Below are 12,183 nucleotides of genomic sequence, written 5' to 3'. Positions count from 1 at the left end.
ACGGGCGCAAAAAAGCTGGCGGTCCCGAGCCGGAAAAGGGCTATTTAGGGCTTGCTGAATTAGCAAAATTCCTAGATTTGGCAAGGATGCTGACAGCTTTGGCATAAATTTAATACAAGGGTTTTATAAAGAATACAGGGAAAAGCTTGCACTTGAAACGCACCCTATGTTAAGGAAGGCCACCAATTTTCCACGCTTCCTTAACGTAGACAGGCTCTATATGAAGGAAAACCCTCGTTTTTTCACGCTTTCTTAACGTAGACGCGCTCTATGTGAAGAAAGGCCGTCAATTTTTCGCGCTTCCTTAACATATACGCGCTCTATGTGAAGGAAGAGCCTCGTTTTTTCGCGCTTTCTTAACGTAGACGCGCTCTATGTGAAGGAAGAGCCTCGTTTTTTCGTGCTTCCTTAACGTAGATGCGCCCTATGTTAAGGAAGGCCACCAATTTTCCACGCTTCCTTAACATAGACGGGCTCTATGTCAAGGAAGAGCCTCGTTTTTGCTTGCTTCCTTAACGTAGACGAGTCCTATGTGAAGAAAGGCCGTCAATTTTCCAGGCTTTCTTAACATAGGGCTTGCAAAAATAACCAAAATTCCTAGATCTGGCAAGGATGCTGACAGCTTTGGCAAAAATTTAGATGCAAGGGTGTTATAAAAATCCAGAGAAAAGCTTGCACTTGAAAGCTGATTCAATGTATAGAGAAGACAGAATCGTATTTTTAAAGATGGATTCTTCTAGAACTTACTGACAAATTGGGTACAAACTCAGAATCGGATTCGTTCAGCAAGGGCTATTTAAATAATGATTTTTTCTTATTCCCTTTTAAAATATCGTCTGTCCATCCTTTCCGGTACAAATAGATATAAAGCAGGATGGTATTTACGACAATCAGGCCGAGCGCTGCAATATAGCCGTAGCGCCAGGAGAGTTCCGGCATGTTTTTAAAGTTCATGCCCCATAAGGCGCTCCAGGCGGAAATCGGGGTAAACAGCGTCGTTAAAACGGTCAGAGTTTTCATAATCGAATTTCCCCTGTGGCCTGAAACCACTTCTTCCACTTTGAGCAGCGTATCGATTTCCTGTTGGTAATCCTGCAAAAGCGCAAGGCATCTTTCGATTTTCATGACCCTTTGCCGGACTTGCGGGTATTCCAAAATATCAGTGCCAAATCCTTCCTGCATGCCGTATAATATCTCTTTCACCGGGATCATCAAATTCCGGCAGACGAGCAGTTCGTGGCGGCGTTCGTATATTTTATCGAGCGTGTCAATATTGTTCCTTTTTTGGATCTCCCAGATCAGTTCGTTTAATTTAATTTCAAATTCGTCTATTTTATCTAGGTAATTATTTACGATCGCGCCGATGATAATAAAAAATGCCTCAATGGCATTGCGGGAATAGGCCATCTGCCCGATGACTTTTTCGATTTCCGTATTTTTCAGCTTGGAAAAATCAAGATCTACCGTCAACAGCGTTTTTTCGGTGATGTAAAAGTGAAACATATCATGTTCCTCACGGTTGATCGTGTGCTGGTCAAAAATAAGCGAGCCTTCGACAAACGGCCGGTCATTTTGGGTTGTATCAATCTTTAAAGTGTTTGTATCATCATTTTTTATATTTTTAATCCATGTTTTGCATTCCTCGTTTTCATCAATAATCCGTGCGATTTCTTTCTCATCCGCACTTTCCAGCTGATACCATTTCCAGTTGTTTTCCTTGTTTTTATACAGATGTAACAAACGTCTTCCCCCTTTCTCTTCCCTTTTTTATTCCCGCTTGCCTGCTGTATCAAACACTGTTGGTGGCGGAAAAGCGAACGGGTAACACGCTTTGTCAAAGCATGGCATACATGAAAAGGCAAGCCCGTGCATAAAATGTACAAGTTTTCCGCGGGAGGGATGGGGGATGTGGACATCGGCCTTTTTGCCGGCTATGTGTTTCTCGGGCTTTCTTTGGCTGCGCCGATCGGACCGGTCAATTCCGCGCGCATTGACAAAGGTATTAAAAACGGTTTTTGGCATGCGTGGATGGTCGGGACCGGGTCGATGATCACGGACGGCATTTTTATGGCGGCAGTGTATTTGGGGCTTGTCCGGTTTTTAAATATTGAAATGGTGCAGGTCTTTCTCTGGCTGTTTGGCGGATTTATCCTCATTTATACCGGCGTGGAAAGTGTAATCAGCTCAAAAACGATCACCGTTGATTTATACCGGAAGAAAGATCCGCTTGCCGCATGCTTTTTAACAGGATTTATCATGTCGATCACAAGTCCTTTATCCATTTTGTTCTGGCTTGGCATATACGGGTCTGTCCTTGCCAAAACCGCCGGCCATTACGGGACGGGCATGTTGCTGGCATACAGCAGCATGATTTTTGTGGGACTTGCCATCTGGGATGTGTTCATCGCCGGTTTGACGGGCGGATTCCGGCGCTATTTCAATCACCGGACACTGCAAATCATTTCCCTCGCTTCCGGCGCGTCTTTAATCGGATTCGGCCTGTATTTCGGCGTGCAGGGGATCAAAACGCTTCTGTCTTAAGAAGCATCAAGGACTTGTACATAAACCGGCCTGCTTTATCAAACAGTATGTAAGGTAAAGGAGGGAACCGGGATGGGCAACCAGAAGCAACCATCTAAAGCGACAAAAAACGGCAACCTGACATGGTGGCAGCTTTCGCTTGTCGGTGTCGGCTGTACGATCGGAACCGGCTATTTTCTCGGATCGGGTATCGGGATCAAAACGACAGGCCCTTCTTTCGTGTTGTCATTCCTGATTGCGGCCGCCGGTACATATATTGTTTTCCGCGCGCTTGCGAAAATGACGGCACGCGACCCACACGAAGGCTCGTTTTGTTATTATGCAAAAAAAGCTTACGGCAACTGGGCAGGATTCAGCTGCGGCTGGAATTACTGGTGTTCGAATGTGCTTATTATGGGGAGCCAGCTGACCGCATTGTCCATTTTAACAAAATTCTGGTTTCATACGGTGCCGTTATGGATACTGGCCGCCATTTACGCAGCCCTTTCCATTGTTGTTGTCCTGCTTGGCACAAAAGGTTTTGATAAGGTGGAAAATATTCTCGCTGTCATCAAAACGGCCGCCATCATCATGTTTATTTTGCTTGCCTTTTGTGCCCTTTTTGGTTGGATTGACGGCGGGCGGGGAACGGGCGGGTTCCTCCCTAATGGTCTCCACGGCTATTTTCCCCATGGCGCGTTAGGCTTTTGGGCTTCGCTCATTTATGCGTTTTATGCGTTTGGCGGCATTGAAGTGATCGGGCTGATGGCGATGCAATTGAAAAACAAAGAAGATGCGCCGAAAGCCGGATCGATCATGCTAGTCGTTCTAACGATGATTTACGTGGTCTCGCTCGGGCTTGCCGTCACAATGGAACACTATACGGCTTTTAATGATAAAGAAAGTCCGTTTGTCAAGGCAATGGCGGACTATCATCTCACCTTTTTCCCCCACGTCTTTAACGGCGCCATTATCATTGCCGGATTTTCGACGATGACGGCCGCGCTGTTCGGGGTTACCAATTTGCTCGTAACCTTGTCGAATGACGGGGATGCGCCAAAATGGTTCGGCAAAAAAATAAAAAAATGGAAAAACCTTCCGCTTCCTTCGCTCGGGCTTGCGGCTTGCGGCCTGGTTCTTTCCATTATTACAGCCCTTTTGCTGCCGGGGAAAATTTATGAATACATTACAACAGCAGCCGGGATTTTGCTGCTGATGAACTGGCTATTTATTATCCTTTCGGCTTTTCGCGTCTTAAAACTAAACGGCGGCGGAAAAATCACGGCCATAGCCGGTATCCTTTTCCTGCTGCTTGCGATCAGCGGGACACTGGCGGAAAAAGAAATTCGCCCCGGGTTTTATGCCAGTTTCATCGTCATGGTGATCATCATTGCCATTGCCGTTTTCGTGAGCCGAAAGAAAAAACAAGCTTCGCACAAACCGGCCCCTGAATAATCAACGGCCGGTTTGTTGCTTTGCAAAAATAAACCGGAGTTTCCCGTCCTCCCATTTCAATTTTGCATCAAAGATTTTGCCATTTTTTCGGAATCCCTTGATCATGTTTGTTTCTTCACCGGCCAGCAGTTTCCTTACATTGGCCAGGCTGATTTTCTTGCCAAGGATCGATTTTGACAGCGTAAAGGTGCAGCCTGATTTCCGATAGGCACTGCAACCGTAAAAATCGCCCTTGTCCACAATGACGCCGCCGCATACCGGGCATTTGCCGGCTTTTTTCCCGATGGTATATTTTGATTCCGGCCTTTTAATGTCATCCGTTTTTAAGCCGGAAAAATCCCATTCGGCCGCTGCCTGAACAGCATCTTGCACAATTTTTCTGGACAGCTTTTTCGTCTGTTCCATAAAAGCGGCTGCTTCTGCCGCCCCCCTCCCGATTTCGCGGAGCCGTTTTTCCCATTTTGCAGTCATTTCCGGAGAAGCCAGAATTTTGCCGCCAATGGCACGGATGAGCACTTTCGCTTTATCAGTGGCATAGACCTGATTCTTTTTCACCTCAATATACTTCCGGTCTTTTAAAATGGTGATGACGCCGGCCCTTGTTGCTTCCGTACCGAGCCCTTCCACTTCCGCCATGACTTTTTCTAGTTCCCTATCCTCAATATATTTTCCGGCCGTTTTCATCAGCGTGATGAGCTGGCCTTCCGTGTACCGTTTCGGCGGCTGCGTTTTGCCTTCTTTGACGTTTGTATCGATGACAACCCCTTTTTCCCCCTGCTTTACATCCGGCAAAATTCCATCTTTTTCCTTTTCTTTCGAAAAAATGACTTTGCGCCAGCCTTCCGCTTCCATTTGCGTGCCCTTGGAAAGAAATGTTGCACGGCTATCCACGACCGTTTTCACCGTCGTGTAATGAAAAACGGCATTGCCGTAATGGGCAGCAATAAGGCGGCGGACGATCATATCATAAATTTTTTTCTCACCGTCCGGAAGACTGCCTGGTGCCACAACCTGTTCGGTCGGAATTATCGCGTAGTGGTCGGAAACCTTTTTCTCATTTACATAACGCTTATTTTGAAGGATGGAACGCTTTGGAAGCGGGAAATACGGAGCATATTCCGGGCAGGCGGATAGTTTTTCCAAAATACCGGGAAAAGTTTCGGCTTCCCCTTTTGTCACGTATTGGGAATCGGAACGGGGATAGGAAACGATCCCTTTTTGGTAGAGGGATTGGACAAGATCAAGCGTTTTTTTCGGTGGAAATTGAAAAGCCCTGTTCGCGGCTGCCTGCAAAGATGACAAGTTAAACAACAGCGGAGGCTGGAATTCCTTTTTTTCTTTTTTCAATTCTGCAACTTCCGCCGGTTTTTGGCGGCAAAATGCGGCAATCCGTGCTGCCATGGCCGGGTCATTCAAACGCGATTCGCCATCTTTCACCCATTTGCCTTCGTATTGTTTGTCATCAAATTGAAACATTGCGGTGACTTCCCAAAACGGTTCGGGTTTAAAATGTTCAATTTCCAGCTCCCTTTTTACGATTAAAGCGAGCGTAGGTGTCTGGACGCGACCGACCGAAAAGACATCGCGCATGCCTTTTTGCCTTAAAAGCAGGCTGTAGACACGGGAGGCGTTCATGCCAACCAGCCAGTCTGCACAAGCGCGGGCGTATGCTTCATCATACAAAGGGCGGGTGTCTTCATCATGTAATAAATGGCGGAACCCTTCCCGGATCGACTGCGGGGTTAAAGACGAGATCCATAGACGCCGGAGCGGTTTTTTGGCGCCGCACAAATGAAGGATGTTGCGGATGATCAGTTCCCCTTCGCGGCCGGCATCGCCTGCATGAATAATATTTGTTACACGCGCGTCTTTTACCAGTTTTTTGACGATTTGAAATTGATTGTATTTTGACTTTGCCACTTCATATTTGAATGTTTCCGGGAGAATCGGCAGCGTTTCCAGTTTCCACTGCTCCCAGGCGGGATTGTAATGTTCCGGCGGGACGAGCTGGGTTAAATGGCCGATCGCCCATGTGCAGAAAGCGCCTTCCGGGAAGATCTCATTCGGCCGGATTTCAATATACCCCTCCCGTTTCACATGCGGAAAAACCGAACAAAGGGTGCGCCCCTGGTCAGGTTTTTCAGCGATGATCAAAGGAAAAGACAAACAGATCACTCCTTTCTTTTTCTAGCTCTACTTTACAATGTTTTTCACACGCTGCCAAGAAAAAATAAACGCCCGGCCGGGTAAATCCTTTTCCACTGGATTTACGCGGCCGGGCGGTGTTTCAAAATGCGGTATTTCCCCCATCGTTCATTGTCACTTCCTAAATGGTTGTTTTCTGTTTTGCTGTGCCTGTTGAATGTTTCGGGTGCAAGTACCGGATCACCATCCGTGCGCCCATTAATTCAGCACGGTGATTTGGATCGTACGGCGCCCCCAGTTGGCGGCTTTTCCTGAATCCGGGACGAGGACATCGATACGGTTTCCTTTAATGGCGCCGCCCGTATCACCTGCAACAGCGGTCCCGTACCCTTCGACATATACTTTTGAACCGAGCGGAATCACGTTCGGATCGACGGCAATCACTTTTGCGTTTGGATTATTTTTAACATTGATGCCGGTCGCTGTAACGCCGGAGCAGCCCGGATCATTGGCTGTATAAGCGGTCGCGGTGACGGTCATCGTTTTTCCCTGCGGTTTTGGAGCCGCCTCTTTGGAAGATTCCACGTGCACGGTCGGCTTTTTCACGTCCACTTTTGCATTTTCCGTGTTTGTTTGCGGCTGGACGGAAACTTCCGCTGCACGTTCTTTTACTGTCACTTTGCTGTTCGGATTGGAACGAATCACGATTTGATCATGCGGGAAAATGACATCCGATGACAGATCGTTCCATTCTTTTATTTGTTCAACCGGCACGCCGTATTTTTTCGAGATATCCGACAGCGTGTCACCGGCTTTAATGACATAAACGTTTTTCGGGGAAATGGTTAACTTTTGTGAAGGATAAATCATTTCGGTGGAAAGTTGGTTATTTTGTTTTAATGTTTTAACGGATGTATTGTATTTTTGAGAGATCCCCCAAAGTGTATCCCCCGGTTTTACGGTATAAGTATCCGGCGCTGCGGCTTGTGCATTGACAGCCATTACGCTTGTGATTGTCACCGCAGCTGCAAGTGCTGATACTGCTTTTTTCATAAATTGTAACCTCCTCTTTTTGCCGGCTTTTGTGCCAACACCGTAAATCCTAACACACGGATTTAACAGGCGGATAACGGCAAAATGTTGATTTGGTTACACAAAAACGCTTCTTTGTAATCCCGTGAAAAATTTGTAACATAGGCATAAAGTCACGAATTCGCGCATAGAAGCAGAAAAACACCGTCGAATTGCGGCGGTGTTTGCAGCACTTTAGTCCTGTTGATCGATTTTTTTCAGCGGTTCTTTCGCCGGCCCTTCTACCACTTCGCCTGTACAAGCAAACCGCGAACCGTGGCACGGGCAGTCCCATGTGCGGTCTCCCGAGTTCCATTTCACTTCACAGCCCATATGGGTACACGTCGTATCAAGCAGATAGATGTTCCCGTCCTGGTCTTTGTAGGCGCCTGCCCGCTTTCCATTGATACGGACAACGGCCCCTTCGTCATTTTTTAACGCATCTAAAGATTGATTCCGCATGTCAAGTTTTCCTTTGACGAGCTGCCCGGCAACATCGACATTTGCCGAGATAAATTTTTTGACCATCGGATCCGCTTCAAAACGCTGCGGGGAAAAGATACCGGCATAAGGATTTTCTTTTTGCATAATCCGGTCCCGCATCAGCATGGCGGCGAGATGGGTGCCGGTCATCCCCCATTTGCGGAACCCTGTTGCGACCATGACCCTTTCTTCATTTTTGGTAATGGGGCCGATATAAGGGATTTTATCTAATGTGGTCATATCCTGGGCTGACCAGCGACAGCAGAATGCCCCTATTCCGAATGTTTCTTCTGCAAATTGCTGCAATGCTTCATAGTGGCGGATCTCCGGTTCCCCATGGCCGGTTTTATGGTTCTCTCCGCCGACCAAAAGCAGTTTTTCCCCGGCTCCTTCCGCTTCCCGGAATGAACGCGACGGCTGCTCCGCATTAATGTACATGCCGCCCGGAAAAGGTTTTACAGGTTTCACGGCAAGCAAGTACGAACGTTCCGGATACATTCTTGAGAAATACAAGCCTTTCGCATTGTAAAAAGGATAGTGTGTACAGATGCAAATGTATTTGCACGTCATGGTATGCCCTTTTTCCGTTTTGATTTTTAATGGGCTGCCAAAATCGATATCTTTCGCAGTGGTTTGTTCAAAAATCGGGACATTTTTGTCCATTAAATATTCAATCAGTGCTTTTAAGTACGAAAGCGGATGGAACTGTGCCTGCCCGGCCATTTTCACCGCTTTTTTCCCGGGAATCCCGTCCGGCAGCGAACCGATCCATTCTCCCGGGATGCCGAGGGTTTCATACGCCTGCATTTCTTTTTCCAGTTTTTCAATATATGCATCGGAATTGGTATAGAGAAAGGCATCCTGCCGCGAAAAATCACAGCGGATCCCGTGCTTCAGGATCGTTTGTTCAATGAACGATGCAGCTGTTTCGTTTGCTTTGTAATAAAGGGATGCTTTTTCTTTTCCTATATGCTGGATCAATTCATCATAAATGAGCCCGTGCTGTGCGGTGATTTTTGCCGTCGTATGCCCGCTTGTGCCATTTGCAATGGATCCGGCATCAAACAGGATCGTTTTATACCCTTCGTTTGCCAGCAAATAGGTAGTTACAATCCCGGCCATTCCGGCACCCACAACGGCCACATCGGCTTCCATATCCTGCGTTAACGATGGAAATTGCGGCATCGTGACCGTTTTGCGCCACAACGGTTCAGGAGATTGCGGCATTGAAGTTCCGTTCATGATTTGACCTCCCCGAAAGACTGTTATGTATAGTCTTCCCCGGGGAGGCCGGTCTAAACATTGCGATTTAGCTGTTGAGCAATTTATCCGTAATCTGGCGCATGATATCGCCTCTTGAGATGACGCCGACAACACGCCCTGCCTGATTGACGACCGGAAGCTTTTTAAAATGGTGTTTTGCCAGAATCCTGAGCGCATTTTCAAAATCGTCTTCAGGCCTTACCGTATACAGTTCCCGCCGTTTCATAATCTTTTCCACCGGGAAGTCCAGGCTGTGCACCAATTTTTCATTAAAGTCTTCCTGCTCATTTACCACGATCGTAATATAAAAATCGTAAACGGTCCGTGCTTTTGGCTGCAAAAAGCGGATGACATCCCCGTCGCTGATCATACCGAGTAGCTTTCCTTCCGCGTCCACGACCGGTACGCCGCCGATCCGGTGGTGGGCAAGCACCTTTAACAGTTCCCGGATCGTTGTCTCTTTTTTTACCGTAATAACATCCCGGATCATAAAATCTTTGACTTCCAATTTTCTCACCCCTTTATATCCATCCATTTACAAATTATTGTAAACCTTTGCGGGGAAGGAAGCAATGAACAAACCGCCTATTGTGTGCCATCTACGTATTTCCCGTGATCCGGGAGCGCGATTTCATCAAATCTGGATGCAAGGTCCTCAAGCCCTTTCCGCAAGCCGGAGCCAGACATCGGGATCCCGTGGCCGCAAACAGCAGTTTCCGGCTTTAAAGCAGCTAATTTTTCAACTGAGCGTTTGGCCGCTTTCCAGTCATTTGTAAAATAGCGCGGCGGCCCGTTTACTTCCTGCCTTTGCACCAGCACTTTCCAAAATTCATCCTGCCTGACGGTGATAAATGCGTCCCCCATGATCAACACGCTGTCTGCTTCCCTGAAGAACGACACATGCCCTCTCGAATGGCCGGGCGTATGGATCCATTTCCAGCCCGGCAAAAACGGGACCGTCCCGTCTTCGGGAAGGGGCTGGACAGCATGGCCAAGATCAACCGGTTCATTCGGATAAATCATGGAAATCTTCGCCAGCAGGCCGCCTTCAACGGACGGATCGGGATCCGGATACGTTTCACGCCCGGTTAAATAGGGCAACTCCAATCGATGTGCAAAAACCGGCACGTCCCACTTTTCCAATAATGGCGCAATCGCTCCGACATGGTCAAAATGGCCGAGCGTCAGTAAAACCGCTTTTGGTTTTGCCTTTTCCCCGAAGCGTGCCCGCACGGCTGAAAATATCGCTTCGGCAGAACCCGGCATGCCGGCATCCACGAGGACAAATGCATCGGTTCCGGCCCTGCCGATCAGGCACACATTGACAATTTGGATGGTAAGGCAATAGATATCCGGCAGCAATTCCCTGCCTGTTCCGCTCTCAATCGAAGTCATCGGGATGACCCGGTGGCCAAACGGGTGATGAATGTCTTTGTCCATAAAATCCCCTTTCTTTCATTTTCCTTCTATTTATCTTTTCCCGTTTCTCGAAAGCCTTACCCGTAGCCTCCTATCATCAACCGAAAAAGCAGTAAAAACCGGACTACCGGCTTTACAAGGCGCCTGTTACCATGAAGCCTCTTTCCTTCAGCGAAAACGGCAAGGCGCAGTTGGCCTTGCCGTTTTCAAGTTGCTTTTATGCCGCATGCCTGTGCGGATTGCGGTATTTTGTCAGCAGCTGCGGGGCGGCATTCAAGAGAATCGCCGCAACAGCTGCGCATAAAATCGCATTCCCAATCATCGTGCCGCCGTTCATGATGAGAGAATAGAGAAACGCCGACTGTCCTTTAGGCGCATAGGAACCCCAAAAAATCACGCCGGCTACGAAATGCCAGAAATAGCGGGCAAAACTTCCGGTAAGAACGGAAAGGCATATCCAAAAAGTCATCGTGCCCTTTTTATCGTGACGACAGCTTCTTTCGACAAGCGGCCGGAAAAGCCCGGAAAACCCGATGAACGAAAAAGCGACCGGATATTCCATGATGCCCTGAAGCGGGTTAAGAATATCATTAGCATCACCGGTGACGATCTGCAGCAGGCTCCAAATAAATCCGGAAGCAACACTTGCTTTAAATCCCCAGCGAAAAGCGACCACAAAAATCGGCAGCATGGCAAACGACAGAGAAATCGCGGACGTCACCTTAATGGACGGCAATAAGTCCAACACGAGCGCGAACGCCGCAAAAATAGCCGCTTCAATCATAGCCTGTAAACTTAATTTGCCCATAAAAAAATCCCCCTTTTGGTATGCATGAACATAACGAACCATGGGAGGACAAAAGAAATTCCACATCCCTACGCCGGCATTAACCGGACAGGTTCAAAGGGTCAGAACATGGCGTTCACTCTCAGCTTAACGCTCCCCCTGTGGTTACGTTCATGAAATTGTCACCTTTATGATAAACTTTTTGCCACAACATTTCAACAAAAAATTTAATCTTTTGGCAATAACAGCTCCGGAAAATTGTTTTTCGGCGAATTGACGCGTTCAGATACGGCATACATTTCCATTAGGTCTGCATCATACTGCGAAAGGAGTGGCAACAGCCGGCCCGCCTCAGTGACCGATGTGTCCAGCCATTTTTCTTCATCTTCCCTGCGTAAAATCACCGGCATCCGGTCGTGAATTTTTGCCATCATCCTGTTCGCCTTTGTCGTTAAAATCGTGCAAGTAAAGACCGGATTCCCTTCCTGGTCCATCCATTTTTCCCAAAGCCCGGCCATCGCAAAAATGCCCCTGTTCTTAAGCCTGATCCGCATCGGCTCCCGGGTGCCGTCTTTTCGGTTCCACTCAAAAAAAGAATCGGCCGGAATGAGGCAGCGCCGCCTTTTCACTGCCTCCCGGAAACCCGGTTTCTGAAATACGGTTTCGCTTCTGGCATTGATCATCTTATGCCCGATTTTCGGATCTTTTGCCCAGGAAGGAATCAAGCCCCATTTTAAAAAACCGAGTCTGTACTGCCCATGGGCGCTGATCACGGCAGCCACCATTTGCGAAGGCTCGACATTATAACTTTTGGCATATTCACTGCTTGAAAAAGAAGCTTTGGCATGGAACCTTTCTTCCAATTCATTTACAGATGCCGTTAACGTGTACCTCCCGCACATCCAAATCCCGCCTTTCTTTCTATCCTGAAAATATTGCCCGCTGATTTTCATCCTCTGCCATACCGCGTATGAAGCGGCAAAGATGCCCATTTTTCCCCATTTTACACAAAAAACAGGCAGATAAAAAGGATTTGGCCC

General features: G+C 47.7%; 10 protein-coding genes and 1 riboswitch. Of the genes, 2 read left to right on the top strand and 8 right to left on the bottom strand.

Annotation, left to right across the window (positions count from 1 at the left end):
- Window positions 1–792: 792 nt before the first annotated feature.
- Window positions 793–1,740 carry a magnesium transporter CorA family protein gene (locus tag NSS95_RS06785; RefSeq protein ID WP_328229111.1) on the bottom strand — a complete coding sequence of 316 codons (948 nt, stop codon included), beginning with the start codon at window positions 1,738–1,740 and terminating at the stop codon, window positions 793–795.
- A 168-nt stretch (window positions 1,741–1,908) separates the two neighbouring features.
- Between NSS95_RS06785 and NSS95_RS06780 the strand changes: the two genes are divergently transcribed.
- Together NSS95_RS06780 and NSS95_RS06775 are read left to right on the top strand one after the other, a co-directional pair.
- Complete coding sequence (locus NSS95_RS06780) at window positions 1,909–2,541, top strand: LysE family transporter (RefSeq protein ID WP_061087346.1); 633 nt, start codon at window positions 1,909–1,911, stop codon at window positions 2,539–2,541.
- 72 nt (window positions 2,542–2,613) lie between these two features.
- The gene (locus NSS95_RS06775; RefSeq protein ID WP_035185000.1) at window positions 2,614–3,975 is read left to right on the top strand and encodes an amino acid permease; all 1,362 of its coding nucleotides are present in this window, start codon (window positions 2,614–2,616) and stop codon (window positions 3,973–3,975) included.
- Here the strand turns inward: NSS95_RS06775 and NSS95_RS06770 are convergent, their stop codons facing one another.
- The 7 genes from NSS95_RS06770 to NSS95_RS06740 all read right to left on the bottom strand — a co-directional run bounded on the left by NSS95_RS06770 (window position 3,976) and on the right by NSS95_RS06740 (window position 12,045).
- Window positions 3,976–6,141: a DNA topoisomerase III gene (locus tag NSS95_RS06770; RefSeq protein ID WP_035185002.1), complete on the bottom strand. Its 2,166-nt coding sequence runs from the start codon at window positions 6,139–6,141 to the stop codon at window positions 3,976–3,978.
- A 237-nt stretch (window positions 6,142–6,378) separates the two neighbouring features.
- Window positions 6,379–7,173, bottom strand: coding sequence for a 3D domain-containing protein (locus NSS95_RS06765; protein WP_014098419.1), 795 nt, complete (start codon window positions 7,171–7,173; stop codon window positions 6,379–6,381).
- A gap of 213 nt (window positions 7,174–7,386) precedes the next feature.
- Window positions 7,387–8,916: an FAD-dependent oxidoreductase gene (locus tag NSS95_RS06760; RefSeq protein WP_017550812.1), complete on the bottom strand. Its 1,530-nt coding sequence runs from the start codon at window positions 8,914–8,916 to the stop codon at window positions 7,387–7,389.
- 67 nt (window positions 8,917–8,983) lie between these two features.
- Window positions 8,984–9,454, bottom strand: coding sequence for a CBS domain-containing protein (locus NSS95_RS06755; protein WP_235801580.1), 471 nt, complete (start codon window positions 9,452–9,454; stop codon window positions 8,984–8,986).
- A gap of 68 nt (window positions 9,455–9,522) precedes the next feature.
- Window positions 9,523–10,377, bottom strand: a complete 855-nt coding sequence (locus NSS95_RS06750) for an MBL fold metallo-hydrolase (protein WP_035185008.1) — start codon at window positions 10,375–10,377, stop codon at window positions 9,523–9,525.
- Between the two features lie 196 nt (window positions 10,378–10,573).
- On the bottom strand, window positions 10,574–11,164 hold the full coding sequence (gene thiT / locus NSS95_RS06745) for an energy-coupled thiamine transporter ThiT (protein WP_017550810.1): 591 nt from the start codon (window positions 11,162–11,164) through the stop codon (window positions 10,574–10,576).
- 48 nt (window positions 11,165–11,212) lie between these two features.
- Window positions 11,213–11,313: riboswitch (TPP riboswitch) on the bottom strand.
- Between the two features lie 57 nt (window positions 11,314–11,370).
- Window positions 11,371–12,045, bottom strand: coding sequence for an SOS response-associated peptidase (locus NSS95_RS06740; protein WP_340713847.1), 675 nt, complete (start codon window positions 12,043–12,045; stop codon window positions 11,371–11,373).
- Window positions 12,046–12,183: the final 138 nt, after the last annotated feature.

It is taken from the genome of Weizmannia sp. FSL K6-3076, from assembly GCF_038007245.1.
GTDB lineage: Bacteria > Bacillota > Bacilli > Bacillales > Bacillaceae_C > Weizmannia > Weizmannia faecalis.
This window is presented reverse-complemented; position numbering and strand designations above follow the sequence as displayed.

What these genes read in the sequence shown, in the direction of transcription:
- NSS95_RS06760 (WP_017550812.1), bottom strand. Translation starts at nt 8,916, where the DNA reads ATGAACGGAACTTCAATGCCGCAATCTCCTGAACCGTTGTGGCGCAAA.
- NSS95_RS06750 (WP_035185008.1), bottom strand. Translation starts at nt 10,377, where the DNA reads ATGGACAAAGACATTCATCACCCGTTTGGCCACCGGGTCATCCCGATG.
- NSS95_RS06775 (WP_035185000.1), top strand. Translation starts at nt 2,614, where the DNA reads ATGGGCAACCAGAAGCAACCATCTAAAGCGACAAAAAACGGCAACCTG.
- NSS95_RS06765 (WP_014098419.1), bottom strand. Translation starts at nt 7,173, where the DNA reads ATGAAAAAAGCAGTATCAGCACTTGCAGCTGCGGTGACAATCACAAGC.
- thiT (WP_017550810.1), bottom strand. Translation starts at nt 11,164, where the DNA reads ATGGGCAAATTAAGTTTACAGGCTATGATTGAAGCGGCTATTTTTGCG.
- NSS95_RS06740 (WP_340713847.1), bottom strand. Translation starts at nt 12,045, where the DNA reads ATGTGCGGGAGGTACACGTTAACGGCATCTGTAAATGAATTGGAAGAA.